The sequence below is a fragment of the Streptomyces sp. NPDC111628 genome (assembly GCF_055635195.1).
Genome location: NZ_JBVKBZ010000003.1, coordinates 1005907 through 1030694, shown reverse-complemented (window position 1 = coordinate 1030694; position 24788 = coordinate 1005907). Strand labels below are relative to the sequence as shown.

Here is a 24788-nt window from a genome sequence, read left to right as displayed (position 1 = left end):
CGGCTCGGTTCACGCCCCGGCGCGGGTGCGTCGGCTCCCCTCCCGGCGCGGGCGTCTCCGTTCTCCTCCCGGCGCGGACGCCCCGTCTTCTGCCCCGGTACCGACGACCCGGTTCACGTCCCGGCGCGGGCGGCCTCGGCGGCTTCCGTCGCCACGCGGACCAGGGCCGCGGTCGCCGTCGAGCGGGACTGCTGGGGCCAGGCGAGGGCCAGGACGACCGGCGGGGCGTCCAGGACCGGGCGGTAGGCGACTCCCGGCCTCGGGTAGCGGGCGGTCACCGACGCGGGAAGCAGGGTGACGATCTTGCCGAGGGAGACGGCCGTGAGCACCTGGGCCAGGTCGTCGTGGCCGCGCCGGGCCGCGTCGATGTGCCGTTCCACGCTGCCCGCGTCGAGGCCCAGGTCGGCCAGCTCCAGCCGGTCGCGGGCGGCGAGCGGGTGGTCCGCGGCGAGGACGGCGACGCGCGGTTCGGCGGCCAGTGTCTCGGTGTCGAGGCCGGTGCCGTCGAACGGCGCGTGGACCAGGGCGACGTCCGCCTCGCCGGCGCGCAGCAGCCGCGGCTGCTCCTGCCACCCGCACAGCCGGACGGCGACCGGCACGGACCCGGGCTCCGACGCGTAGCGGGCGAGGATCGGCTCCAGCAGGCCCGCGTCCCCGTCGGCCTTCACGGCCAGCACCAGCTTCGGCCCCTCTGCCGCCCGGCCGGCCCGCCGCCCGGCGGCCTCCAGGGCGTCCAGCGCGACGCGCGCCTCGGCGAGCAGCACGTCCCCGGCCGGGGTCAGGGTGACACTGTGGGTGGTCCGCTCGAACAGGGTGACGCCCAGCTCCGACTCCAGGCGGCGGATCGCCCTGGACAGGGGCGGCGGAGAGATGCCCAGCCGCTCGGCGGCGCGCGCGAAGTTGAGCTCCTCGGCGACCGCCACGAAGTAGCGCAGGGGACGCGACTCCATGTTCCGCCTCCCTCCGGCGCCGCTCGGTATTGCCCTCAGGGTAACAAGCGGGACCCGATCGATCCTTCAGTTCCGGCCGCCCGGCGCACAGGATGGGAAAGCGCCGGAGAGTGAACGGCAGCAGGCCTCCCGCCCGGCGCGCACCCCTCTCTTCTCCCTCCCTGAACCGGAGTTGTGCTCGTGATCGTCATCACCACCCCGACCGGCGGAATCGGCCGACAGGTCCTCGACAACGTTCTGGACGGCCTCGACGCCCGGAACGACGGGACCGCCCTGCGCGTCATCGCCCGCGATCCCGGCCGGCTCACCGCACGGGCCCGGAAGCGGGCCCGGGTGTTCCAGGGCTCGCACGCCGACCCCGAGGTCCTGGGCGCGGCCTGCGAGGGTGCCGACCAGGTGTTCTGGCTGGTGCCGCCTGCGCCCGGCGCCGACAGCGTCGAGGGCCACTTCCGGGACTTCACACTGCCGCTGTGCGAGGTGATCGCGCGGCAGGGCGTGCCACGGGTCGTCGCCGTCTCCACCCTCGGCCGCGGCGTGGCCAAGGACGCCGGACCGGTCTCCGCCTCGCTCGCCATGGATGACCGGATCGCGGCCACCGGCGTGCACTACCGGGCGCTGTGCCCGCCCTTCCTGATGGAGAACCTGCTCGGGCAGGCGGCCGCCCTGCGCGACACCGGCGAGTTCCGCATGGCGTACGCCGCCGACCGCGTGCTGCGGACCTGCGCGACCGCCGACATCGCCGCCACCGCCGCCCGTCTGCTCCTCGACGACACCTGGACCGGCCGCGCGGACGTACCGCTCGTCGGCCCCGACGACCTCACCCCGGAGGGCATGGCCAAGGTGCTGTCCGACGTACTGGGCCGTCCGGTACGGGTACGGGAGACCACCCCGGAGGCGTACAAGGCCTCCGCCCTGCGGTTCGGGGCGAGCGAGAGCGGGGCCCAGGGTCTGGCCGACATGGCCTCGGCGATGGATGCCCAGGGCTTCTACGGCGCGGCCGAGCCCAGCACCCCGGACACCGCGCCCACGGGCTTCCGCCGCTGGTGCGAGGAGGTCCTGAGGCCGGCCACGCTCGCCTGACAGCGGCTCCGGGCCACTGAACGGGGGCGGTCCCTCACCGCTCCAGCAGCATCCGCTGCAACTCCCGCGCCGCCCGCGGCGGAGCCACGTCGCTGCGGTGGGCCAGGGCGATCGTCCGGTACAGGCCGGGCCGGGCCAGCGGGGTCACCCGCAGTCCGCGTCCGGAGCGGGCGGCCACCATCCGCGGGACGACCGCCATGCCGAGCCCGGCCCGTACGAAGCCCAGCACCGCGTCCATCTCCCCGCCCTCCACGGCGAAGTCCGGTTCGAACCCGGCCGAGCGGCACGCGGCCACGGTCAGCTCCCGCAGGTCGTAACCGTGCCGGAACATCACCAGACGCTCGCCCTCCAGGTCGGTGATGCGCACGGCACGGCGCCCGCCGCCCGGCCGGGGCGACTCCGGGGAGGACACCACCACCAGGTCCTCGCGCAGCAGCTCCACCGTGGTCAGCGCCGGTGAGGCGGTGGGCAGCGGCAGCACGACCAGGGCGAGGTCCAGCGCCCCGCGCGCCAGCTCCCGCACCAGGTCGTGCGAGCCGCCCTCCTCGATCAGGAGCTGGATGCCGGGATAGCGGTCGTGGAAGGCGCGCAGCACGTCCGGGAGCAGGCCGGTGCACAGGCTCGGGGTCGCGCCCAGCCTGACCCGGCCCCGGCGCAGCTGCGCCAGCTCCAGCACCTCGTGCCGGGCGGTGTCCGCGTCCGCCAGGATGCGCCGGGCCAGCGGCAGCAGCGCCTCGCCGGCGTCGGTGAGCGTGATGTTCCCGCGGGCCCGCAGGAACAGGTCGGCGCCCAGCTCCCGCTCCAGCGCCTTGATCTGCTGCGACAGCGAGGGCTGCGCCACGTGGACCACCTCGGCGGCCCGGGTGAAGTGCCGGGTCTCGGCGACCGCCACGAAGTACTGGAGCTGTTGCAACTGCATACCGCGAGCATACGACGTCGATAGGCAAGCCCTATGGAATCCAGGCGTTCCATGTCTTGGACCGATGAGGTGCCGGGCCCGTAACGTCCGGTGACATGGCTCTGGCAACGCGGACGGACCGACGGCCGTCCATGGCGCGCACCGTGTGGGACTCGACCGTCGGCAAGAAGACAGTGATGGCGGTCAGCGGTCTCGTCATGCTGCTCTACCTGGTCGCCCACATGATCGGGAACCTGAAGATCTACTTCGGGGTCGAGGAGTTCAACCACTACGCCCACTGGCTGCGCACGGTCGGCGAGCCGTTCATGCACTACGAGTGGACGCTCTGGCTGATCCGCGTCGTGCTGGTGGTCGCCGTCGTCGCCCACGCCGTCTCCGCGTACCAGCTCAGCCGCCGCGACATCAAGGCGCGGCCCAGCAAGTACGTGCACAAGAAGGCCCGTTCCAGCTACGCGACGCGCACCATGCGCTGGGGCGGGATCATCCTCGCTCTGTTCATCGTCTGGCACATCCTCGATCTGACCACCGGCACCGTGCACTCCGGCGGCTTCGAGACGGGCAAGCCCTACCAGAACGTCGTGGACACCTTCTCCACCTGGTACGGCAACGTCATCTACATCGTCGCGATGCTCGCCCTCGGCCTGCACATCCAGCACGGCTTCTGGAGCGCCGCCCAGACCCTCGGCGCCGGCAGCCGTACCCGCGACCGCGCCCTGAAGACGACCGCGAACGTCCTCGCGCTGCTGCTCACGATCGGCTTCGTCGCCGTACCCGTGGGCGTCATGACCGGAGTGGTGAGCTGACATGACAACCTACGCCGACTACACGACCGGTGAGCCGGTCGCCGACACCAAGGCCCCGGCCGGACCCGTCAACGAGCGCTGGGACACGCGCCGTTTCGAGGCGAAGCTGGTCAACCCCGCCAACCGGCGCGGGAAGACCGTCATCGTCGTCGGCACCGGCCTCGCGGGCGGCTCCGCGGGCGCGACGCTGGCCGAACAGGGCTACCACGTCGTCCAGTTCTGCTACCAGGACTCCCCGCGCCGCGCCCACTCCATCGCCGCCCAGGGCGGCATCAACGCCGCGAAGAACTACCGCAACGACGGCGACTCGATCCACCGCCTGTTCTACGACACCGTCAAGGGCGGCGACTTCCGCTCCCGCGAGTCCAACGTGCACCGGCTGGCGCAGATCTCGGTCGAGATCATCGACCAGTGCGTGGCGCAGGGCGTGCCCTTCGCCCGCGAGTACGGCGGTCTGCTCGACACCCGCTCCTTCGGCGGCGTCCAGGTCTCCCGCACCTTCTACGCTCGCGGCCAGACGGGACAGCAGCTGCTGCTCGGCGCCTACCAGGCGCTCAGCCGGCAGATCGCGGCCGGCACCATCGAGATGCACCCGCGCACCGAGATGCTCGACCTGATCGTGGTGGACGGCCGGGCCCGCGGCATCGTCGCCCGGGATCTGATCACCGGGAAGATCGACACCTACTACGCTGACGCCGTCGTCCTGGCCAGCGGCGGCTACGGCAACGTCTTCTACCTCTCCACCAACGCGATGAACTCCAACGCGACCGCGATCTGGCGGGCGCACCGGCGCGGGGCCTACTTCGCCAACCCCTGCTTCACGCAGATCCACCCGACCTGCATCCCGCGCACCGGCGACCACCAGTCCAAGCTGACCCTGATGAGCGAGTCGCTGCGCAACGACGGCCGGATCTGGGTGCCGAAGGCCAAGGGCGACGACCGGCCCGCGAACAAGATCCCCGAGGACGAGCGCGACTACTACCTGGAGCGCATCTACCCGTCCTTCGGCAACCTGGTCCCGCGCGACATCGCCTCCCGCGCCGCGAAGAACGTCTGCGACGAGGGCAGGGGAGTGGGCCCCGGCGGCCAGGGTGTGTACCTGGACTTCGCCGACGCGATCAAGCGCATGGGGCGCAAGGCCGTCGAGGCCAAGTACGGCAACCTCTTCGACATGTACCAGCGGATCACCGACGAGGACCCGTACCGGGTGCCCATGCGGATCTACCCCGCCGTGCACTACACGATGGGCGGCCTGTGGGTCGACTACGACCTCCAGACCACGATCCCCGGCCTGTTCGCCGTCGGCGAGGCCAACTTCTCCGACCACGGCGCCAACCGCCTCGGCGCCTCGGCGCTGATGCAGGGCCTGGCCGACGGCTACTTCGTGCTGCCGGCCACCATCAACGACTACCTCGCCCGCACCCCGCACAAGGACGACGTGGACGACGACCACCCGGTGGTGCAGGAGGTGCTGGCCGAGACCGAGGACCGGCTGAACCTGCTGCTGTCCGTCGACGGCGACCGCACCCCGGACTCCTTCCACCGCGAACTGGGCGAGCTGATGTGGGAGTTCTGCGGCATGGCCCGCACCGACTCCGGCCTGCGCAAGGCCCTGGAGCGCATCCCGCAGATCCGCGAGGAGTTCTGGCGGCGCATCAAGGTCCCCGGCACCGGCGAGGAGTTCAACCAGTCGCTGGAGAAGGCCAACCGCATCGTCGACTACCTGGAACTCGCCGAGCTGATGTGCCTCGACGCGCTGCACCGCGCCGAGTCCTGCGGCGGCCACTTCCGCGAGGAGTCCCAGACCCCCGACGGCGAGGCGGCCCGCAGGGACGACGAGTTCGGGTACGCCGCCGCCTGGGAGTTCACCGGCACCGGCGACGCCCCCACCCTGCACAAGGAAGACCTGGTCTTCGAGTACGTCCACCCCACCCAGCGGAGCTACGCATGAAGCTCACCCTGCGCGTCTGGCGGCAGAAGAACGCCGACGCCGACGGCACCATGTCCACGTACGAGGTGGACAAAATCTCCAGCGACATGTCCTTCCTGGAGATGCTCGACACCCTCAACGAGGAGCTCATCCTCAAGGGCGAGGACCCGGTCGCCTTCGACCACGACTGCCGCGAGGGCATCTGCGGCGCCTGTTCGCTGGTCATCAACGGCGACGCCCACGGCCCCGAACGCACCACCACCTGCCAGCTGCACATGCGGTCCTTCCAGGACGGCGACACCATCGACATCGAGCCGTGGCGGGCCTCCGCCTTCCCGGTCGTCAAGGACCTCGTCGTCGACCGCTCGGCCTTCGACCGGATCATCCAGGCCGGCGGCTACATCACCGCGCCCACCGGGGCCGCACCGGAGGCGCACGCCACGCCGGTGCCGAAGCCGGACGCCGACCTCGCCTTCGAGCACGCGGAGTGCATCGGCTGCGGCGCCTGCGTGGCGGCCTGCCCGAACGGGGCGGCGATGCTGTTCACGTCCGCGAAGGTGAACCACCTGAACGTCCTGCCGCAGGGCGCGCCCGAGCGGGAGACACGGGTGCTGGACATGGTGGCGCAGATGGACGACGAGGGCTTCGGCGGCTGCACGCTCACCGGCGAGTGCGCGACGGCGTGCCCGAAGGGCATTCCCCTGGTGTCCATCACCAGCATGAACAAGGAATGGCTGCGGGCCACGCGCAAGGTGGCCAAGAAGTAGCCCTCACGACGTTCGCCGACAAAGTGCGGACGGGCGGGGCCGGGGGAGGTGCTCCCCCCGGCCCCGTCTCGCTTTCGCGCCCGGCATTCAGGAAGCGCACATCCGCGCTCCCGGCAGTCGTCATGTGCAGTACAGCCGGCGTCGGAAGAACTGGGACGAGCCGTCCCCACGACCCCGTTCTCACGACCAGGAGAGCACCCATGACCGGCGTACTGACCGCTGACCGTCCCCCGAAGCCCGCCGCGCCCCGCCGCTACACCGTCGCCCTCGCCCGCGACGAGGACGACGTCCGGGCCGCCCAGCGGCTGCGGCACGACGTGTTCGCCGGGGAGATGGGCGCGCTGCTGGCGAGCCCGCAGCCCGGGTACGACGTCGACCCCTTCGACGCCTACTGCGACCACCTGCTCGTGCGCGAGGAGACGACCGGGCAGGTCGTCGGGACCTACCGGCTGCTGCCGCCGGAGCGCGCGGCGGTCGCCGGACGGCTGTACGCGGAGAGCGAGTTCGACCTCACGTCCCTGGACACGATCCGGCCCTCCCTGGTCGAGGTCGGCCGGTCCTGTGTGCACCCCGACCACCGCGACGGCGCCGTCATCGGACTCGTCTGGGCCGGCATAGCCCGCTACATGACCGACCGCGGCCACGCCTGGCTGGCGGGCTGCTGCTCCCTCCCGCTCGCCGACGGCGGTGCCCTCGCCGCCGGAGCCTGGGACCGGGTGCGGACCAAGCACCTGGCGCCCGAGGAGTACCGGGTACGGCCGCTGCTGCCGTGGGTTCCGCGCCCGGCGGCGCCCGCCGCCCGTACCGAGCTGCCGGCGCTGCTGCGCGGCTACCTCCGGCTCGGCGCCTGGGTCTGCGGGGAACCCGCGCACGACGTGGACTTCGGCGTCGCGGACCTGTACGTGCTGCTGCCGATGAACCGGGTCGACCCGCGCTACCTGCGGCACTTCCTCTCGCTGGCCCCGGCCTGATGAGCGGCTGGCTGCCCCTCGCACCCTGCACCCCCGCCGCGTGCGTGGAACGGTCCCCGGCCGCGGCGGCCGTACCGCGCGCCGTGCTGCGGCTCACCGCGGTCGCCGTGCTGCTCCTCGCCGGGATCGCCGTCGTGCTGGCCCCCTCCGGCCTGCGGCGCAGGCTGCCCGCGGTCCTGGTGCGGCGCTGGTGCCGGTGGGTGGTGCGGGCCGCGGGGGTCCGGGTCCGCGTCACGGGGGCCGCCGTCCCCGGGGGCGGGCTGCTCCTCGTCGCCAACCACGTCTCCTGGCTCGACATCCCGCTGCTGGCCGCCGTACGCCCCGCGAGGATGCTGGCCAAGAGCGACATCCGGCGCTGGCCCGTGGCGGGCGGGCCGACGGCGCGCGCCGGAGTGCTGTTCATCGAACGGGACCGGCCGCGCGCCCTGCCGGGCACGGTCGACGCGATCGCGCGGGCCCTGCGCGGGGGCGCCGCGGTGGCCGCCTTCCCCGAGGGCAGCACGTGGTGCGGACGGGCCCACGGAACCTTCCGCCGGGCGGTGTTCCAGGCCGCCCTGGACGCCGGGGTGCCGGTCCAGCCGGTCCGGATCCGCTACCGGGCCGGGGAGCGGGAGCTGAGCACGACGCCCGCGTTCGTCGGCGTGGACACGCTGCTCGCCTCCCTGTGGCGGGTGGCGTCGGCGCGCGGACTGACCGCCGAGGTGGAGGTGCGGCCGCTCGTACCGCCCGGCCGCCACGGTGACCGCCGTGCCCTGGCCCGGGCCACCGAGCACGCGGTCCACGGTGACCAGGGGAAAGCACCTTCGAAAAGTATGTGTGCTTTGTGAGGTTTGTGCCGTTTCCGTACCGCTGGATGCGGACAACCGGAAGGCAGGCACTCGAAAGGAGGGTGATGGCAGATGATCACCCGTGAAGAGATCGCCAACGTCCTGGACCAACCGGTCTACGACGGTGACGGCAACAAGATCGGCGACGCGAAGCATGTCTTCTTCGACGACATGACCGGGCGCCCCGAGTGGGTGAGCGTCAAGACGGGCATGTTCGGCTCCACCGAGTCCTTCGTGCCCATCCGGGACGCCGCACTGGTGCAGGACCACCTCGAGGTTCCCTACGGCAAGGACCAGGTCAAGGGCGCGCCCTCTGTCGACGTCGACTCGGGCGGCCATCTGTCGGAGACCGAGGAGCACCGGCTCTACGACTACTACGGCATCAACTGGGACAGCGTGCTGTCCGAGGCCGAGCGCACCGACGACGGCCGCACGGCCGCGGGACCGGGCACCGCGGGCGCGGCCGGAGCCGCCGGAGCCGCCGGAGCGGCGGGTGCGGCGGGCATGGCCGGCCGGACCGGCGAGGCGGGCGGGAAGGACATGCGCGCTGCGGCCGGTACCGGCGGCACCGCCGGGACCGCGGGCGGCATGACCGGCCGCAAGGACGCCATGGCACGCGAGGGCATGCGCGGCGACGAGGCCATGACCCGCTCCGAGGAGCAGCTGCACGTCGGCGTCGAACGGCACGAGTCGGGCCGGGCCAGGCTGCGCAAGTACGTGGTCACGGAAGAGGTCCAGCAGACCGTTCCGGTGACCCACGAGGAAGTGCGCGTGGTGCGCGAGCCCATCACGGACGCCAACCGTGGCGACGCCCTGGCCGGGCCGGAGATCAGCGAGGCCGAGCACGAGGTCACGCTGCACGCGGAACGCCCCGTCGTGGAGACGGAGACGGTGCCGGTGGAGCGCGTCCGGATGACCACGGAGGAGCTCACGGAGAACGAGACGGTGCGCGGCCAGGTCCGCAAGGAGCGCATCGAGGCCGAGACCGAGTCCTTCACGGAGGAGGAGACGGGCCGGGGCGGCAAGCGGCGGGGCCGCGAGTGACCGTCCCCCGTCGTCAACGCGGGACCGTGCGCCGGTGAACGGACTTCACCGGCGCTTCCCGCCGTCCAGAGCCCGCGCCAGATAGGGCGCGGTGGCGCTCTCCGGAACGCGCGCCACCTCTGCCGGCGACCCCGCCGCGACGATCCGGCCGCCCGCGTCCCCGCCGCCCGGTCCCAGGTCGATCACGTGGTCGGCCCCTGCCACCACGCTCATGTCGTGCTCGACCACGACCACCGTGTGCCCGGCGTCCACCAGACCGTGCAACTGACGCATCAGCACCGCGACATCGGCCGGGTGCAGACCGGTCGTGGGCTCGTCGAGCAGGTACAGGGTGTGGCCGCGACGGCCCCGCTGCAGCTCGCCGGCCAGCTTGATGCGCTGCGCCTCGCCGCCGGACAGTTCGGTCGCGGGCTGGCCGAGCCGGAGGTAGCCCAGACCGACGTCCAGCAGGGCGGCCAGGGCGCGGGCCACCAACGGCGTGTCCGCGAAGAACTCCGCCGCGCCCTCCACCGTCAGGTCCAGCACCTCGGCGATGTTCCGTCCCCGGTGGGCCACTTCGAGCGTCTGAGGGTTGTAGCGGGCCCCGCCGCAGTCCGGGCACGGCGCGTACGTACTCGGCAGGAACAGCAGCTCGACGCTGACGAAACCCTCGCCCTGGCAGGTCTCGCAGCGCCCGCCCGGCACGTTGAAGGAGAACCGGCCCACGCCGTAACCCCGCTCCCGCGCGCGGTCGGTGGCGGCGAAGACCTTGCGCACGACGTCGAACAGGCCCGTGTAGGTGGCCAAATTGGAGCGCGGGGTGCGGCCGATCGGCCGCTGGTCGACCGAGACCAGCCGGTCCACCCCCGCGAGGTCCTCCGTGACCTCGCCGACCAGCGTCGACTTCCCCGAGCCGGACACGCCCGTCACCGCGGTCAGCGCCCCGAGCGGGAACCGCGCGGTCACCCCGCGCAGGTTGTGCCGGGTCACCGGACCGACCGTCACCGCGCCGCGCGGGGTGCGCGGCTCGCGGGCGGGCGCGGGGGAGCGGTCGAAGAGGTGACGGGCGGTGGCGGACCCGGCGACCCCGGCCAGTCCGTCGACCGGGCCGCTGTACAGCACCTGCCCGCCGTGCTCACCGGCCAGCGGGCCGACGTCCACGATCCAGTCGGCGCCGCGCATCACACCGAGGTGGTGCTCCACCACGAACACCGAGTTGCCGGCCGCCTTCAGCCGTTCAAGGACCGTCAGGAGCGCCTCCGTGTCGGCCGGGTGCAGACCCGCGGAGGGCTCGTCGAGGACGTACACGACGCCGAACAGCCCGGAGCGCAGCTGGGTCGCCAGGCGCAGCCGCTGCAACTCGCCCGCCGACAGGGTGGGAGTGGTCCGGTCCAGGCTCAGATAGCCGAGCCCCAGCTCCACGACGGGCGCGATCCGGGACGTGAGGTCCTCGGTCAGCACCTTGGCCGTCTCGCCCTCGGTCGGCAGCAGGCCGGGCAGCTCGGCGAGCGGCAGCGCGGCCAGTTCGGCGACGCTGCGGCCGCCGACCGTCACCGCGAGCGCCTCGGCCCGCAGCCTGCCGCCGCCGCACACCGGGCAGGGCTCGCTGGTCAGGAAGCGCTCCGCCTTCGCCCGCAGCGTGGCGCTCTTCGAGTCCGCGAACGTCTTCAGTACGTAGCGCCGGGCGCTCATGTACGTGCCCTGGTACGGCCGCTGGATGCGGCCCGCGTCCCGCACCGGGTGGACCGTGACCACCGGCTGCTCGTCGGTGAACAGGATCCACTCCCGCGCTTCGGCGGGCAGCTCCCGCCAGGGCCGGTCCACGTCGTACCCGAGCGCGTCCAGGACGTCCCGCAGGTTCTTGCCCTGCCACGCGCCCGGCCACGCGGCGATCGCCCCGTCCCGGACGGACAGCGACGGATCCGGGACCAGCAGCTCCTCGGTCGTGCGGTGCACCCGGCCGAGCCCGTGACACTCCGGGCAGGCCCCGGCCGCCGTGTTCGGCGAGAACGCGTCGGAGTCCAGCCGCTCGGCGCCCGGCGGGTACGTGCCGGCGCGGGAGAAGAGCATCCGCAGGGAGTTGGAGAGGTTGGTGACCGTCCCCACCGAGGAGCGGGACGTCGGCGTCGCCCGCCGCTGCTGGAGCGACACGGCGGGCGGCAGCCCGGTGATCCCGCCGACCTTGGGCGCGCCGACCTGGTGGATCAGTCGCCGGGCGTAGGGCGCGACCGACTCGAAGTAACGGCGCTGCGCCTCCGCGTAGACCGTTCCGAAGGCCAGCGACGACTTCCCCGATCCGGAGACGCCCGTGAACACCGCCACCACGTCCCGGGGGACATCCACGTCGACGCCCTTGAGGTTGTGCTCGCGGGCGTCGCGCACGCGCACGTACGGGTCGTGGGGGCTGTGCATCGCGGGCGCTCCGTACGGTGGGTGGGACAAACCCCGCGATTCTACGCCGGGGCGCCGAGCGGCCCCGTACCGGTGACACGGGCGAGCCGCCGGTAGGAGTCGAGCAGCGCGGCACGGTCGTACGTGCTGGTGGTGACCAGCACCTCCTGCGCGCCCGTCTCCTTCACGAGCGTCTCCAGCTCGTCGGCGACCTGTTCCTCGGTGCCGGTGATGTGGCCGGCGAGACCCGCCTCGTACAGGTCGCGCTCCTTGCCGGTCATGGACCGGGCCTCGACCTCCTCGGCCGGCGGCAGCGGCGGGAAGGAGCCGCGCGTGCGGGCCTCGGCCATGGACCACGCCTCCGGGACCAGGAGCTCCCGGGCCGCCTCGGGCGTGGCGGCCACCGCTACGGTGCCGGAGACGACGACGTACGGCTCCGGGCTCCACTCGGAGGGGCGGAACGCGGCGCGGTAGCGGTCGATGCCGCGGCGCATCCGGTCCCGGTCGCGCAGGTCCCCGATGACCATCGGCAGGCCCGCACGGGCGGCGACGGCCGCGCCCTCGCCCATGGCGAGCACGAACGGCGGTAGGGTCAGCCCCTCCGCGGGGCGCGCGTGCACGCCCGTGGACGAGGTGCCCCGGAACCAGCCGAGCAGCTCGGCCAGTTGCGCGTCGAAGTCCTCGGCGTCGTCCTTCTCCCGGCCCAGCGCCCTGCGGACGCCGTCGGTGAAGCCCACCGAGCGGCCGAGCCCCATGTCGATCCGGCCCGGGAAGAGCGACTCCAGCACGCCGAACTGCTCGGCGACCACCAGCGGCCGGTGGTTGGGCAGCATCACGCCCCCGGTGCCGACGCGGATACGGCTCGTGGCCCCGGCCACGGCGGCCGCGAGCACGGTCGGCGCCGATCCGGCCACTCCGGGCACGCCGTGGTGCTCCGCCACCCAGAACCGGTGGTAGCCGAGCCGCTCCGCCTCCCGGGCCAGCTCCACGGTGTCGCGCAGTGCCTCCCCGGCACTGCGGCCGGCCCGGATGCGGGAGCGGTCGAGGACGGAGAAGCGGGTGTTGGCGAGTGCAGAGGTCACACCGTCTTCAACGCCCGCGCGCCGCACAGATTCCCGGCGGCGCGCTCTAGGGTGGGCGGGTGAGCGACAGCAGTGGGCCCCCGGTGGCCGTGTTCGACCTGGACAACACCCTCGCCGACACCGCGCACCGGCAGCGGTTCCTGGAGCGCAGGCCCCGTGACTGGGACGCTTTCTTCGCCGCCGCGCCGCACGATCCGCCGCTCGCGGAGGGCATCGCGCTGGTGCGGGAGAGCGCGAAGGAGTGCGAGATCGTCTACCTCACCGGACGGCCCGAGCGCTGCCGGCGCGACACGCTCGACTGGCTGGCCGCACACGGCCTGCCGGACGGCGCCGTGCACATGCGCGGCAACGCCGACCGCAGGCCCGCCCGGCGCACCAAGCTGGAGATCCTGCGGCGGCTCGCTCGGACCCGTGAGGTCCGGGTCCTGGTGGACGACGACGAGTTGGTCTGCGACGACGCCGAACGGTCCGGATTCCCCGTGGTCCGGGCGCGCTGGGCGGCCCGGTCGGCCGAGCTGCGCGTGGCACAGGAGCGTGAGGGCCGCACCTGAGGGACGTGGTGGCCGGAAGAGGCTCCGGGGCCGTCAGTCGGACTCCTCCAGGCGGAAGCCGAGCTTGAGCCCGACCTGCCAGTGCGCGACCTGCCCGTCCTCGATCTGGCCGCGCACCTGCGTCACCTCGAACCAGTCCAGCTTGCGCAGGGTCTGCGAGGCACGCGTGACGGCGTTGCGGACGGCCTGGTCGACGCCGTCGGGCGAGGTGCCGACGACCTCGGTGACCCGGTAGGTGTGGTTCGACATGCGATGCTCCCTTCCACGGGGCAGCGGTGTGCCCTGCGTCACTCCACCGTGCCCCAAGACGGGACGGAGCGCGAGGCATCGGCGTTCGGGGTGGAAACCCTCCGGTACCTCCCCTTGACCTTTGTAATGGTCCATACCAAAATCCCAGACACCCGTTCGAGCCTCGGGCTCGTCCCCCACGTCGGGTCTCCCTTCGCGTGTGCAGGACACACCTGCCTGCGCCCTCTGTTCGTCAGTCAGAAGGACCCCTCGTGAGACGTCGCCTCCTCGCCCTTGTCTGTGTGTCCGCCACCGTGCTCAGCGGCTGCGGCCTGATCTCGCAGGACGGCGGGAGCGAGCGGCGCACCGTCACCGTGTGGCTGATGAAGGACAGCGCCTCGCAGGACTTCCTGAAGCGGTTCACCGAGGGCTTCGAGGCCGACCACCCCGACCTCGACCTGGACGTCCGCATCCAGGAGTGGACCGGGATCGGCGACAAGGTGCAGGCCGCGCTGAAGGCCGACGGCACGGACGGCCCCGACGTCGTCGAGGTCGGCAACACCCAGGTCCCGCAGTACGCGGAGGGCGGCCGGCTGCAGGACCTGACCCTGGAGTCGATGCGCGACTGGGGCATCCGCGACTGGCTGCCGGGCCTCGCCGAACCCGGGCAGTGGATGTCCCAGCAGTTCGGCATCCCCTGGTACGCCGCCAACCGCGTCGTCATCTACCGCAAGGACCTCTTCGAGCAGGCCGGCGTGGGCGAGCCGCCCCGCACCCGCGAGGAGTGGCTCACCGCCACGGAGAAGCTCGACAAGAACGGCGGCCAGGGCATCTACCTGGCCGGGCAGGACTGGTACACGCTCTCCGGATTCATCTGGGACGAGGGCGGCGAACTCGCCACCCAGGACGGCGAGGGCGGCGTCTGGACGGGCGCCCTGGACTCCGCGGCGGCCCTGCGCGGCATGGACTTCTACCGCGAACTGCAGGCTCTGGGCGACGGCCCGGTCGACGCCGACGAGGAACACCCGCCGCAGGCCGGGGTCTTCGCGAACGGACAGGTCGCGCAGATCATCGCGGTGCCGGGCCAGGCCCAGTCCATCCTGCGCGAGAACCCCGAACTCAAGGGCCGGATCGGCTTCTTCCCCGTGCCCGGCAAGAGCGCCGACAAGCCCGGCGCCGTCTTCACCGGCGGTTCCGACCTCGTCGTCCCGAAGAACACCGACCAGGAGGACGGCGCCCGTGCCGTGGTCGAGGCGCTCGTGAGCACCAAGTGGAACACCGACCTGGCCCGCACCATGAACTACGTCCCCAACAAGAAGTCGCTCGCCGAGGACGTCTCCGGCGAGGAGGGGATCGAGGCCATGGCGGCCGGTGCCGCACAGGGCCGGGCGACCCCCGGTACGCCGCGGTGGGGCGCGGTCGAGGCGGACAACCCGATCAAGGAGTACATGACGAACGTGCTCAAGGGGGCGAAGGCGAAGTCGGAGGCCCGGAAGGCCTCCGACCGCATCACCGAACTGCTGGACGTCAACACGCGCTGACCGACGGGCGACGGGGCGCGGGCCGGCGCCCCTGACTCAGCGCGCCACGCTCAGCGACAGGGCGAAACGGCCCTCGCCGTCCGTCCACCAGTGGGCCAGGTCGAGCCCGGCCGCCGCCAGCTCGGCCCGCACGCCCTCCCGGCGGAACTTCGCGGACACCTCGGTGCGCAACTCCTCCCCGTCCGCGAAGTCCACGGCCAGGTCGAGCGCCTGGATCTTCACGGTCTGCGCGGTGCGCGAGCGCAACCGCATCTCGATCCACTCCCGTTCGGCGTTCCAGAGCGCCACGTGACCGAAGGCCGCGGGCGCGAAGTCGGCCTCCAGCTCGCGGTTGACCACGGACAGCACGTTCTTGTTGAACTCGGCCGTCACCCCGGCCGCGTCGTCGTAGGCGCGGACCAGCACCCCTTCGTCCTTGACCAGGTCCGTGCCCAGCAACAGGGTGTCGCCCGGGGCGAGCAGGGAGCGCACGGAGGCCAGGAACTCGGCGCGCTCCTCGGGCAGCAGGTTGCCGATGGTGCCGCCGAGGAACGCCACCAGCCGGGGGCCCGGTGTGTCGGGCAGCGTCAGCCCGCCCGTGAAGTCGGCGATCAGCGCGTGCACCTGGAGGCCGGGACGCTCGGCGACGAGCGCCTGCCCGGCCTGGGTGAGGGCGCTCTCGCTCACGTCGACCGGCACGTAGCCGCGCAGCCCGTTCTTCTCGGTGAGCGCGTCGAGCAGCACGCGCGTTTTCTCCGAGGAGCCGGAGCCCAGCTCCACCAGGGTGCGGGCGCCGGTCGCCGACGCGATCTCCCCGGCCCGGTCGACGAGGATCTCCCGCTCGGCCCGGGTCGGGTAGTACTCGGGCAGCGCGGTGATCGCCTCGAACAGCTCGCTGCCCCGCGCGTCGTAGAACCACTTCGGCGGCAGCCACTTGGGTGTGCTCGTCAGGCCCGCCAGGACGTCGGCGCGCAGGGCGGCGTCCGTGGCGTCCTCGGGCAGCGTCCGGGTCAGACGGAACTGGCTCACGTACGGGGCTCCTTCGCAGAGACGAAAGCGTCGGTCGGGCCGAGGGCGGGGGCGGCGGTCCCGCCCGGGTCCTTGAGCGGGGTGAGTCGCACGTCCGTGCGGCTCGCCGTGAGCAGGGTGCGGTCGGGGACCTCCTGCCAGTGGGGGTCGTCGTCGTACGGCTCGGAGGCGACGACCGTGCCGCCACCCGGGCGGGACAGGTACCACAGGGTGTCGCCCCAGGTGGTGGCGGCGACGGTGGAGCCGTTGGTGAGGAGCAGGTTGAGCCGGGAGGCCGGGGCCGCCGCGGCGACCTCCAGCACCGTCTCGGCCAGCGCCCGGCCCTCGTCGTCCCCGGCCCGCAGCCGGGCCAGGACCAGCGCCCACACGAGCGCCGAGTCGTTGCGCGCCTCCAGCGACAGCAGCTCCCCGGGCGGCAGCGTCGCGGCCACCGGAGCCAGCGAGGCGGGCCAGCCCGCCACGGCGCCGTTGTGGCTGAACAGCCAGGCACCGGCGGCGAACGGGGCCGCGGCCGCCTCCGCGTCGGCGCCGGCCAGCGTCGCGTCCCGGACGGCCGCGAGCAGCGCGCCGGTCCGTACCACCCGCGCGAGGTCGGCGAAGGACTGGTCCGCCCAGATCGGGCCGGCCCGCCGGTACCGGGCGGGCACCGGGTCGCCCTCGGCGTACCAGCCGACGCCGAACCCGTCGGCGTTGACCGTGCCGTACCGCTGGTGCCGGGGCGCCCAGGACTGGCGGTACAGACCGTGCGGCGGCGTCACGAGGAGGCCGCCGAGCGGCTCCGCGGGGCCCACGTAGGCCAGGTGACGGCACATCAGACGGCCTCCGCCGAGCGGGCCGTGCGGAACCCGGAGAAGATCTGCCGCCGGATCGGATAGTCCCAGTTGCGGAACGTGCCCCGGCAGGCCACCGCGTCCACGGCGAAGGAACCGCCGCGCAGCACCTTGTACTCGGGGCCGAAGAACACCTCCGAGTACTCCCGGTACGGGAACGCCCCAAAGCCCGGGTACGGGGCGAAGTCGCTCGACGTCCACTCCCACACGTCACCGATCAACTGCCGTACACCGAGCGGCGACTCGCCGGCCGGGTAGCTGCCCGCGGGCGCCGGGCGCAGGTGCCGCTGTCCGAGGTTGGCGTGCTCCGGGCCCGGATCGGCGTCGCCCCACGGATAGCGCATGGCGCGGTCGCCGGCCGGGTCGTACCGTGCCGCCTTCTCCCACTCGGCCTCGGTGGGCAGCCGGCGCCCCGCCCAGCGGGCGTACGCGTCGGCCTCGTACCAGCACACGTGCAGCACCGGCTCGTCGGCCGGGACCGCCTCGGTCACCCCGAAGCGGCGCCGCAGCCACTGCCCGCCGTCCCGGCGCCAGAACAGCGGGGCGGTGATGGTGTGCCGGCGGATGTGGTCCCAGCCCTCGGGGGTCCACCAACGCGGGTCGTCGTAGCCGCCGTCGTCGATGAAGGCCCGGTAGGCGCCGTTGGTCACCGGGACGGTGTCGATGAAATACGGGGCCACCTCGCGCCGGTGCGCGGGGCGTTCGTTGTCCAGGGCCCACGGCTCGGTCGAGGTGCCCATGCTGAACGGGCCGCCCGGCACCAGGACTTCGGCCGGTCCGGTGAACAGCCCCGCCGGGTCCGGGTCGGGCGCGGTCAGCGCCTGCGGCCCCGTGCGCAGCTGGTGCGTGATCAGCATGGTCTCGTCGTGCTGCTGCTCGTGCTGGGCGATCATCCCGAAGGCGAAGCCCGCCTCCGTCAGCCGCGTCCCGTCGAAAGCGGTGCGCTCCAGCACGTCCAGGGCCCGGCCGCGCACGTCCGCCGCGTACCTGCGGGCCTCGGCGGGCGACAGCAGGGGCAGGCTCGGCCGCTCGGAGCGCGGGTGCTCGAAGGCGTCGTACAGGCTGTCGATCTCCGGGCGTATCGCCTCCTGCCCGGCGACCGCGCGCAGCAGCCACTGCTCCTCCTGGTTGCCGATGTGCGCCAGGTCCCACACCAGCGGGGACATCAGCGGCGACACCTGGGCGGTCAGGTCGGGGCCCTCCACGCAGCTGGTGAGCAGCGTGGTGCGCTCGCGGGCGGTGACCAGCGTGGTCAGGGCCCGCTCACGCAGGGCCTCCGGCGTTGTGGTCGTGGTCACGTCGGTGGGGTCGGTCATGAGCGGGTCTCCCTCCCGTGCGGGCCACGGTCCGCGCCGCCCGGCATGTCCAGCAGATCGTCGGCGGGGCAGCGGCCCCTCAGGACGTAGCGCTCCAGGTACCCGGCGACGGCGTCGATCACCTCGGTGCCCGCGCCGAGCCGGGGCAGCGCGGCGAGTGCCGCGGTGAAACACGTGACGGCCGCCTCGCGCAGCTCGGGATCGGTGAGGGCGTCCCGGGCCGCGTCCTCGTACAGCGGGTTGTGCGGCGCGGGCAGGCCGAGGGTGCGCTCGGCCAGGGGTTTGACGGCCCGGTAGGCGGTCTCGGTGGCCTCGGGATCGTCGAACAGCGCGGCGGTCACCGCCAGCGGCACGATCCAGCCGTCGTCCCCGGGCTGCGCGTCGATCATCCGCAGCTCCAGATGGCCGCGCGGACGCACCGGTGGGAAGAGCGTGGTGAGGTGGTAGTCGAGGTCCTCCCGGGTCGGCGGCCGGGGCACCAGCTCGCGGGTCCACTCCCGCAGCGTCAGGCCCTCCGGCACGTCCCAGGGGCCGCCCTCGCGGCGCACGCACATCACCGGGGCGTCCAGCACGTGCCGCGCCCAGGTGCCGCGCGGGTCGCTGTCCAGCGGGGGACCGCCCGCGCGTCCGGCGCCGATCTGCGTCCACCGCAGCTGCCGGGTGGACCGCCAGCCGGTGGGGCGCCCGCCGGACAGCGGGGAGTTGGCGAACGCGGCCAGCAGGACCGCGCCCAGATGATGGGCCAGCCACCACCGGCGTACGTGACCCAGTGGCCCCGGCTCCTCGTGCCCGGCGTCCACGCACACCTGCACCGAGGCGGAGGCGCACATCATGAAGCGGCCACCGGGGCCGGTGCGGTCGAGAAAGGACTCCATGGCGTCGTAACGCGGCTGCCGCAGGTAGCGGCGCGGCGGGTGCCAGGGATCGTGGCCGAGGCCGACCAGGGCGAGACCGTCCTCGCGCAGTACCGCGCGGACGGCGTCGAGGTCGGCGGCGACGGAGCGGACGCACTCCGTCAGCGAGGCGGCGGGGAGCGAACTCAGCTCCAGCTGGCCGCCGGGTTCGACGGTCAGCGCCGACCTCAGGGGCACGGCCCGCAGCGCGGTGTACACCGCACGGAGCCGTTCGGGTGACACGGGGAGCCGCGGCGCGCGCAGCTCGTGGACGAGCCATTCCACCTCGACACCGAGGAGCCTGGGCGGACCGGTCTTGAAGCAGATGCCGCGGACCAGCGCCTCGACCTCGGCCTCACTGACCGCGGTACGTGGCCGGATACAGCCACCAACCGAATCGGACATGTCGGGATCCTCCTGAGATTCCACCATGCCGCCGGCCCCTCTGCGGTGGGCCGGGCCGGCACACTCGTCCCACCCAAGACCCTCGTGCCGCTCCGCACAAGGATGCATTTCGGGACGTTCCCGCTCGGTAATCTCCGTGAACCGCCCGTTGCCGAGCGCTTTCCACGTCGTTCGCCGGTCGGGAAACTCCGTTGCACCGCCCCCTCAGCATCACCCAGGATTCCCGCATGAGCACGACGGGGGAGACCGCGCCGCGCGCGGTCACGGCGTCCACGGGGGTGGCGCCGTGAGCGCGCGCCTGCGGGGCATCGCACAGCAGACGGAGCAGATCGTCGCGGCCGGGTCCTACCGCACGTCCGACGGGCGAGAGGTGCCCCTCGCGGCGGCGATCGGGGCGGCCCGGGACGGTACCCGGATGTACGGGCCGGGGACCGTCGAGGTGTCCGTTCCGGCCGGGGCGCGCACGGTCTTCGAGGTCACCGGCGAGAGCAGCCTGGAGGCCGCCCGGCGGCTCGGCGGCGGCGACGTCGCCGTGCTGAACTTCGCCTCCGCGCGCAACCCCGGTGGTGGCTACCTCAACGGCGCCCAGGCGCAGGAGGAGGCCCTGTGCCGGGCCTCCGCCCTGTACACCTGCCTGCTGCGGGCGCGCGAGTTCTACGACCACCACCGCGCCCACCGCGACCCGTTCTACACGGACCGCGTCGTCCACTCGCCCGGCGTGCCCGTCTTCCGCGACGACCGGGGCCGCCTGCTGGACGAGCCGTTCACGGCCGGATTCCTCACCTCCGCCGCACCCAACGCGGGCGTGGTGCTGCGCACGGCCCCGGAGCGCGCCGCTGGCCTGCCCGCCGCCCTCACCGGGCGCGCCGAGCGGGTGCTGGAGACGGCCGCGGCCCACGGATACCGGCGGCTGGTCCTGGGCGCCTGGGGCTGCGGCGTGTTCCGCAACGACCCCGCCCGGGTGGCGGGCGCGTTCCGGACACTGCTCGGGCCCGGCGGACGGTTCGCCGGTGCCTTCGAACAGGTGGTGTTCGGCATCCTGGACCGCACCCCCGGCGCCACCGTGCGGGCCGCCTTCGAGCGCGCCTTCCCGGAGGGCACCGGCGGTCCCGGTCAGCTCCAGCCGTAGCGCTCCCGCAGCCGCTGCCGTACGAGGTCGAAGCGCATCCGGTCCAGGGCGCACGCCTCGCGGCGCATCCCGGCGTCGTGCAGCCGCAGGACCCGGTCCACGTCGACCCAGGAGTCCCGCCCGGAGCGGTCCCACGGCCCGCTGCCGATCGGCACCCACTCCCGGTCCCCGTCGTGCCGCCTGCTGGAAAGCTGCACGGCCAGCACCGTCCCGGCCGCCTCCCGGGCCACCACGAGCACGGGCCGGTCCTTGCCGCGGCCGTCCGCCTCCTCGTAGGGCACCCACGTCCAGACGATCTCGCCGGGATCGGGATCGCCGTCGTGCGCGGGGGAGTACTCGGTCCGCACCCGGCCCACCTCCCGCGGGTCGGCCTCGGTGGTGGCGGCGGGTCCGTAACGGCCCGGGGCGGTCTCGCCGTTGCTGTCGATGTCGTCGGTGAAGGCGTTCACGGCCGTACCGTACGGGACGGGTCCGCGCGGACGCGCGGGGACCCGCGTCCGGTGGCAGGCTGGCCCCCGGGCCCGGCTCGCAGGAGCCCGGCCACCGGCGACACGAGACAGTACGAGTCAGAAGGCGGCGTCATGACCGACCAGCTCACCGTGAGCGTCCTGGGCACCGGCATCATGGGTGCCGCGATGGCCCGCAACCTCGCCCGCGCCGGACACGCCGTCCGCGTCTGGAACCGCAGCCGGGACAAGGCCGAGCCGCTGGCCGCCGACGGCGCGCACGTCGCCGGCAGCCCGGACGAGGCCGTGAGCGGCGCCGACGTCGTCCTCACGATGCTCTACGACGGCCCGGCCGCCCTCGACGTCATGCGGCGGGCCGAGCCCGGCCTGCGTCCCGGCACCGTGTGGGCGCAGTCCACCACCGCGGGCGTCGACGCGGTCGCCGACCTGGCCGCCTACGCCCACGACCAGGGCCTCGTCTTCTTCGACGCCCCCGTCCTCGGCACCCGGCAGCCCGCCGAGGCCGGTCAACTGCTGGTGCTGGCGGCGGGGCCGAGCGAGGCGCGGGACACCGTGGCCCCCGTGTTCGACGCCGTCGGCTCGCGCACCGTGTGGACCGGCGAGGACGGTGCGGCCGGCAGCGCCACCCGGCTGAAACTGGTGGCCAACAGCTGGGTCCTCGCCGCCACCAACGCGGTCGGCGAGGTCCTGGCGCTCGCCAAGGCGCTGGGTGTGGACCCGGACGGCTTCTTCGACGCCATCGCCGGTGGTCCGCTCGACATGGGCTATCTGCGGGCCAAGGCCGGGCTGATCCGCGACGGCGCCCTGACGCCGGCCCAGTTCGCCGTCGCCACCGCCGAGAAGGACGCCCGCCTGATCGTCGAGGCCGGCGAGGCGAACGGAGTCCGGCTGGACCTCGCCGCGGCCGGTGCGGAACGCTTCGCCCGGGCCGCCGCCCAGGGACACGGCGACGAGGACATGGCGGCGGCCTACTTCGCCAGTTTCGAGGAGAAGGCGACCGACTGAGCCCACCCTGGGTACCGGGTGCACGAGACACCCCGGCACCCGCACCGACACCGACACCGGCGTCCGGCCCCGGTGCCGGACCAGACCACACCGCGAGGAGTCCGCATGTCCAAGCCGCCGCTGCCGCCCGAGGCCGTCGAACTGCTGCGCCGCCCCAACCCGTGCGTCATGGCCACCCTCCGCCAGGACGGCGCCCCCGTCTCCACGCCCACCTGGTACGCGTGGGACGACGACGGCCGGGTGCTGATCAACCTCGACGCGGGCCGCGTGCGCCTGGGACACCTGCGCCGCGACCCGCGCGTCACCCTCACCGTCCTCTCGGGCGACGACTGGTACACCCACGTCACCCTCATCGGCCGCGTCGCCGAGACGCGCGACGACGAGGACCTCGCCGGCATCGACCGTCTCTCCCGGCACTACACGGGCAACCCGTACCCGAACCGGGAGCGTCCCCGGGTCAGCGCCTGGATCGAGGTGGAGCGCTGGCACGGCTGGGGGGCGCTGAAGGACAGCTCCCAGTCGGGCTGACGGACGGCGCCTCCTGCCGCGCCGGGCGCCGGAACAGCGCGCCCGGCCACCAGAACCGGCGGCCCAGGTCGAGCGCGAGGGCGGGCACCAGCACCGTACGCACCAGGAAGGTGTCCAGCAGCACGCCGATCCCGACCAGGACGCCCAGCTGCGCCATGGTCACCAGCGGCAGCCCCGCGAAGACGGCGAAGGTCGCGGCGAGCACGACGCCGGCGGAGGTGATCACACCGCCGGTACTGGTCAGGCCCTCCAGCACACCCCGGGCGTGCCCGAGCCGGGTGGTCTCCTCGCGCACCCGGTGCATGAGGAAGATGTTGTAGTCGATGCCCAGGGCGACCAGGAACACGAAGCCCATCAGCGGAATCGACCAGTCGACACCCGCGAAGCCCAGTACGTGCTCGAAGAGCAGGTTCGACGCGCCCAGCGCCGCCAGGTACGACAGCACCACGGTGGCCAGGAGCAGCAGCGGGGCGACCAGGGCGCGCAGCAACCCGACCAGCACGGCCAGGACCACCAGGAGCACGATCGGAACGACCGTGGTCAGGTCGCGGCCCGCGGCCCGCTCGGTGTCCAGGTACTGCGCGGTGGTGCCGCCCACGAGGGCTTCGGCGCCGGCCACCCGGTGCACGGCGTCCCGGAGGTCGCCGACCGTGTCCTTGGCACGCTCGCTGTCCGGGGTGTCCGCCAGGACGACCGACAGCTGGGTGCGGCCGCCGTCGGGCGTGCGGTCGCCGCCGGCCTCCACCCGGGCCACGCCCTCGACGTCCGCCGCGGCCCGCCGTACCGCGTCGGCGTGCGCCGTGGCGGTGACGATCTTCACCGGATCGGAGGCGCCCGACGCGTAGTGGGCCGAGATCCGCTCCTGGGCGACGACCGACTCCGGCTTGTCCTGGAACATCTCCTCCTGGGTCAGCCCCATGGAGAGGCCGGCCGTGCTGAGCGCGAGGACACCGGTGACGGCCACCGACATCAGCCACGACCAGCGGGGACGCCGGGCGACCGCGGACCCGATGCGGGACCACACCGTGCGCGACGCCCGGGCGGGCGTACCGGCCCTCGGCACGAAGGGCCAGAACACCCAGCGGCCGGTGACGACGAGGAGGGCCGGGAGCACGGTGACCATCGCGAGGAAGGCGCAGACCACGCCCACGGCACCCACCAGTCCCAGCGAGCGCGAGGAGTTGATGTCGGCGAAGCCCAGACAGGCCAGGCCCGCCGCGATGGTGCCGGCCGAGGCGAGGACCGCCGGTCCCGAGCGGACCATCGCGATCCGCATCGCCTCGTGCCGGTCGGTGCGGCGGTGCAACTCCTCGCGGTAACGGGCGATGAGGAGCAGCGCGTAGTCGGTGCCGACACCGAACACGAGCACCATCAGCACGCCCGAACTCTGCGGGTCCACCGGCAGCCCGGCGTACCGGGCCAGGAGATAGGTGCCGACCTGGGTGAGGACGGCCGCGAAGCCCACGGACAGCAGCGGCAGCAGCCACAGCACGGGGCTGCGGTACGTGATCAGCAGCAGGAGAGCCACGACCAGGCCGGTGGCGAGCATCAGGGTGGAGTCCAGGCTGTCGAAGACGGCGACCTGGTCGGTGAGCGAACCGGCCGGTCCGCCGACGGCGACGTCCACGCCGGGCGGCGCGTTCGCGCCCACGGACGCCCGCAGTTCGTCGATCGTCGCGGTGACGTCGTCCTCGCTGTCCAGCGGAACCACCGTCATCAGCGCCTTCCCGTCCTCGGACGGGATCGGCGGCGACACCTCCTCGCCCGCGGCGGCGTACCGGGCGAGCACGGTACGGTCGGCGGCCGCCTGCTCCTTCGCCCCCGCACCGGTGTACAGGACGACGGCGGGCATCAGCGGGTCCGTGCGGAACCTCTCCAGCTCCGTGTTGACCCGCGCGGACTCCGCGCCACGCGGCAGGAAGGCGTTGGCGCTCGTGTCCTCGACGTCGCCCAGCCGGCCCGCCAGCGGACCCAGCGCGACGGCCACGATCAGCCAGGCCGCCAGGACGTACCACTTGCCGCGCCGCCCACCGGGCGCACGGGCCACACGCCGCAACAGCGCACGCATGAGTAATCTCCTTCATGGGGAACGCGCCCGCCGGTCGTCGACCGGCACGAGGGCGCACGGGACCCGCACCGCGGCG

22 protein-coding genes and 1 pseudogene are annotated in these 24788 nt (G+C 73.4%); 12 read left to right on the top strand and 11 right to left on the bottom strand.

Annotated elements, in window-relative coordinates; all coding sequences use genetic code 11:
* Nucleotides 1-113 precede the first annotated feature (113 nt).
* Nucleotides 114-950: a LysR family transcriptional regulator gene (locus ACZ7MF_RS19620; protein ID WP_471478058.1), complete on the bottom strand. Its 837-nt coding sequence runs from the start codon at nt 948-950 to the stop codon at nt 114-116.
* Nucleotides 951-1130: 180 nt separating this feature from the next.
* On the opposite strand from ACZ7MF_RS19620, the gene ACZ7MF_RS19615 reads away from it, so the two are divergent.
* Complete coding sequence (locus ACZ7MF_RS19615) at nt 1131-2030, top strand: NAD(P)H-binding protein (protein WP_471478057.1); 900 nt, start codon at nt 1131-1133, stop codon at nt 2028-2030.
* Nucleotides 2031-2064: 34 nt separating this feature from the next.
* Here ACZ7MF_RS19615 and ACZ7MF_RS19610 read toward each other — a convergent pair whose 3' ends face one another.
* Nucleotides 2065-2949 carry a LysR family transcriptional regulator gene (locus ACZ7MF_RS19610; protein ID WP_003977934.1) on the bottom strand — a complete coding sequence of 295 codons (885 nt, stop codon included), beginning with the start codon at nt 2947-2949 and terminating at the stop codon, nt 2065-2067.
* Between the two features lie 131 nt (nt 2950-3080).
* Between ACZ7MF_RS19610 and ACZ7MF_RS19605 the strand changes: the two genes are divergently transcribed.
* The 6 genes from ACZ7MF_RS19605 (at nt 3081) to ACZ7MF_RS19580 (ending at nt 9291) form a co-directional block, all read left to right on the top strand.
* On the top strand, nt 3081-3752 hold the full coding sequence (locus tag ACZ7MF_RS19605; protein WP_471478885.1) for a succinate dehydrogenase: 672 nt from the start codon (nt 3081-3083) through the stop codon (nt 3750-3752).
* Between the two features lies 1 nt (nt 3753).
* The gene (locus ACZ7MF_RS19600) at nt 3754-5703 is read left to right on the top strand and encodes a fumarate reductase/succinate dehydrogenase flavoprotein subunit (protein WP_471478056.1); all 1950 of its coding nucleotides are present in this window, start codon (nt 3754-3756) and stop codon (nt 5701-5703) included.
* Nucleotides 5700-6449, top strand: coding sequence for a succinate dehydrogenase/fumarate reductase iron-sulfur subunit (locus tag ACZ7MF_RS19595; RefSeq protein WP_471478055.1), 750 nt, complete (start codon nt 5700-5702; stop codon nt 6447-6449). Before ACZ7MF_RS19600 ends, ACZ7MF_RS19595 begins: the two co-directional genes overlap by 4 nt.
* Before the next feature lie 200 nt (nt 6450-6649).
* On the top strand, nt 6650-7420 hold the full coding sequence (locus tag ACZ7MF_RS19590) for a GNAT family N-acetyltransferase (protein WP_471478054.1): 771 nt from the start codon (nt 6650-6652) through the stop codon (nt 7418-7420).
* Nucleotides 7420-8247 (top strand): lysophospholipid acyltransferase family protein, encoded by an 828-nt coding sequence (locus ACZ7MF_RS19585; protein WP_471478053.1) that lies wholly within the window; start codon nt 7420-7422, stop codon nt 8245-8247. The genes ACZ7MF_RS19590 and ACZ7MF_RS19585 overlap by 1 nt, the downstream gene beginning before the upstream one ends.
* Nucleotides 8248-8319: 72 nt before the next feature.
* On the top strand, nt 8320-9291 hold the full coding sequence (locus ACZ7MF_RS19580; protein WP_471478052.1) for a PRC and DUF2382 domain-containing protein: 972 nt from the start codon (nt 8320-8322) through the stop codon (nt 9289-9291).
* Between the two features lie 45 nt (nt 9292-9336).
* Here ACZ7MF_RS19580 and ACZ7MF_RS19575 read toward each other — a convergent pair whose 3' ends face one another.
* Nucleotides 9337-11682, bottom strand: coding sequence for an ATP-binding cassette domain-containing protein (locus ACZ7MF_RS19575; protein WP_471478051.1), 2346 nt, complete (start codon nt 11680-11682; stop codon nt 9337-9339).
* Between the two features lie 41 nt (nt 11683-11723).
* Nucleotides 11724-12743 (bottom strand): LLM class flavin-dependent oxidoreductase, encoded by a 1020-nt coding sequence (locus ACZ7MF_RS19570; protein WP_471478050.1) that lies wholly within the window; start codon nt 12741-12743, stop codon nt 11724-11726.
* Nucleotides 12744-12802: 59 nt separating this feature from the next.
* Here ACZ7MF_RS19570 and ACZ7MF_RS19565 point away from each other — a divergent pair, with 59 nt between their 5' ends.
* Nucleotides 12803-13294, top strand: coding sequence for a phosphatase domain-containing protein (locus ACZ7MF_RS19565; RefSeq protein ID WP_471478049.1), 492 nt, complete (start codon nt 12803-12805; stop codon nt 13292-13294).
* A 33-nt stretch (nt 13295-13327) separates the two neighbouring features.
* On the opposite strand, the gene ACZ7MF_RS19560 is transcribed toward ACZ7MF_RS19565, so the two are convergent.
* Nucleotides 13328-13543: a dodecin gene (locus tag ACZ7MF_RS19560; protein WP_016325534.1), complete on the bottom strand. Its 216-nt coding sequence runs from the start codon at nt 13541-13543 to the stop codon at nt 13328-13330.
* Between the two features lie 251 nt (nt 13544-13794).
* On the opposite strand from ACZ7MF_RS19560, the gene ACZ7MF_RS19555 reads away from it, so the two are divergent.
* Complete coding sequence (locus ACZ7MF_RS19555) at nt 13795-15063, top strand: extracellular solute-binding protein (protein ID WP_471478048.1); 1269 nt, start codon at nt 13795-13797, stop codon at nt 15061-15063.
* Nucleotides 15064-15099: 36 nt separating this feature from the next.
* Here ACZ7MF_RS19555 and egtD read toward each other — a convergent pair whose 3' ends face one another.
* From egtD to egtA, 4 genes are read right to left on the bottom strand one after another with little or no spacing between them, the layout of a single operon-like run.
* Nucleotides 15100-16071 (bottom strand): L-histidine N(alpha)-methyltransferase, encoded by a 972-nt coding sequence (egtD, locus tag ACZ7MF_RS19550; protein ID WP_471478047.1) that lies wholly within the window; start codon nt 16069-16071, stop codon nt 15100-15102.
* A complete protein-coding gene (gene egtC, locus ACZ7MF_RS19545; protein ID WP_471478046.1) occupies nt 16068-16883 on the bottom strand; it encodes an ergothioneine biosynthesis protein EgtC in 816 nt (271 codons plus the stop codon). The genes egtD and egtC overlap by 4 nt, the downstream gene beginning before the upstream one ends.
* Nucleotides 16883-18217, bottom strand: coding sequence for an ergothioneine biosynthesis protein EgtB (gene egtB / locus ACZ7MF_RS19540; RefSeq protein WP_471478045.1), 1335 nt, complete (start codon nt 18215-18217; stop codon nt 16883-16885). Before egtB ends, egtC begins: the two co-directional genes overlap by 1 nt.
* Nucleotides 18214-19515 carry an ergothioneine biosynthesis glutamate--cysteine ligase EgtA gene (gene egtA / locus ACZ7MF_RS19535; RefSeq protein ID WP_471478044.1) on the bottom strand — a complete coding sequence of 434 codons (1302 nt, stop codon included), beginning with the start codon at nt 19513-19515 and terminating at the stop codon, nt 18214-18216. The genes egtB and egtA overlap by 4 nt, the downstream gene beginning before the upstream one ends.
* A gap of 286 nt (nt 19516-19801) precedes the next feature.
* Between egtA and ACZ7MF_RS19530 the strand changes: the two genes are divergently transcribed.
* Nucleotides 19802-20644 carry a TIGR02452 family protein gene (locus ACZ7MF_RS19530; RefSeq protein ID WP_471478043.1) on the top strand — a complete coding sequence of 281 codons (843 nt, stop codon included), beginning with the start codon at nt 19802-19804 and terminating at the stop codon, nt 20642-20644.
* On the opposite strand, the gene ACZ7MF_RS19525 is transcribed toward ACZ7MF_RS19530, so the two are convergent.
* Nucleotides 20629-21093: a type II toxin-antitoxin system PemK/MazF family toxin gene (locus ACZ7MF_RS19525; protein WP_003977950.1), complete on the bottom strand. Its 465-nt coding sequence runs from the start codon at nt 21091-21093 to the stop codon at nt 20629-20631. The genes ACZ7MF_RS19530 and ACZ7MF_RS19525 overlap by 16 nt on opposite strands.
* A gap of 114 nt (nt 21094-21207) precedes the next feature.
* Here ACZ7MF_RS19525 and ACZ7MF_RS19520 point away from each other — a divergent pair.
* Nucleotides 21208-22116 (top strand): annotated as a pseudogene (locus tag ACZ7MF_RS19520) (NAD(P)-dependent oxidoreductase); the annotation flags it as partial.
* 105 nt (nt 22117-22221) lie between these two features.
* Nucleotides 22222-22644 carry a PPOX class F420-dependent oxidoreductase gene (locus ACZ7MF_RS19515; protein WP_471478042.1) on the top strand — a complete coding sequence of 141 codons (423 nt, stop codon included), beginning with the start codon at nt 22222-22224 and terminating at the stop codon, nt 22642-22644.
* Here ACZ7MF_RS19515 and ACZ7MF_RS19510 read toward each other — a convergent pair.
* Nucleotides 22574-24712 carry an MMPL family transporter gene (locus tag ACZ7MF_RS19510; RefSeq protein ID WP_471478041.1) on the bottom strand — a complete coding sequence of 713 codons (2139 nt, stop codon included), beginning with the start codon at nt 24710-24712 and terminating at the stop codon, nt 22574-22576. The genes ACZ7MF_RS19515 and ACZ7MF_RS19510 overlap by 71 nt on opposite strands.
* Between the last annotated feature and the right edge of the window lie 76 nt (nt 24713-24788).

What these genes read in the sequence shown, in the direction of transcription:
- egtC (WP_471478046.1), bottom strand. Translation starts at nt 16,883, where the DNA reads ATGTGCCGTCACCTGGCCTACGTGGGCCCCGCGGAGCCGCTCGGCGGC.
- ACZ7MF_RS19575 (WP_471478051.1), bottom strand. Translation starts at nt 11,682, where the DNA reads ATGCACAGCCCCCACGACCCGTACGTGCGCGTGCGCGACGCCCGCGAG.
- egtA (WP_471478044.1), bottom strand. Translation starts at nt 19,515, where the DNA reads ATGTCCGATTCGGTTGGTGGCTGTATCCGGCCACGTACCGCGGTCAGT.
- ACZ7MF_RS19600 (WP_471478056.1), top strand. Translation starts at nt 3,754, where the DNA reads ATGACAACCTACGCCGACTACACGACCGGTGAGCCGGTCGCCGACACC.
- ACZ7MF_RS19605 (WP_471478885.1), top strand. Translation starts at nt 3,081, where the DNA reads ATGGCGCGCACCGTGTGGGACTCGACCGTCGGCAAGAAGACAGTGATG.
- egtB (WP_471478045.1), bottom strand. Translation starts at nt 18,217, where the DNA reads ATGACCGACCCCACCGACGTGACCACGACCACAACGCCGGAGGCCCTG.
- ACZ7MF_RS19515 (WP_471478042.1), top strand. Translation starts at nt 22,222, where the DNA reads ATGTCCAAGCCGCCGCTGCCGCCCGAGGCCGTCGAACTGCTGCGCCGC.
- ACZ7MF_RS19510 (WP_471478041.1), bottom strand. Translation starts at nt 24,712, where the DNA reads ATGCGTGCGCTGTTGCGGCGTGTGGCCCGTGCGCCCGGTGGGCGGCGC.
- ACZ7MF_RS19590 (WP_471478054.1), top strand. Translation starts at nt 6,650, where the DNA reads ATGACCGGCGTACTGACCGCTGACCGTCCCCCGAAGCCCGCCGCGCCC.
- ACZ7MF_RS19560 (WP_016325534.1), bottom strand. Translation starts at nt 13,543, where the DNA reads ATGTCGAACCACACCTACCGGGTCACCGAGGTCGTCGGCACCTCGCCC.
- ACZ7MF_RS19585 (WP_471478053.1), top strand. Translation starts at nt 7,420, where the DNA reads ATGAGCGGCTGGCTGCCCCTCGCACCCTGCACCCCCGCCGCGTGCGTG.
- ACZ7MF_RS19580 (WP_471478052.1), top strand. Translation starts at nt 8,320, where the DNA reads ATGATCACCCGTGAAGAGATCGCCAACGTCCTGGACCAACCGGTCTAC.
- ACZ7MF_RS19620 (WP_471478058.1), bottom strand. Translation starts at nt 950, where the DNA reads ATGGAGTCGCGTCCCCTGCGCTACTTCGTGGCGGTCGCCGAGGAGCTC.
- ACZ7MF_RS19595 (WP_471478055.1), top strand. Translation starts at nt 5,700, where the DNA reads ATGAAGCTCACCCTGCGCGTCTGGCGGCAGAAGAACGCCGACGCCGAC.
- ACZ7MF_RS19610 (WP_003977934.1), bottom strand. Translation starts at nt 2,949, where the DNA reads ATGCAGTTGCAACAGCTCCAGTACTTCGTGGCGGTCGCCGAGACCCGG.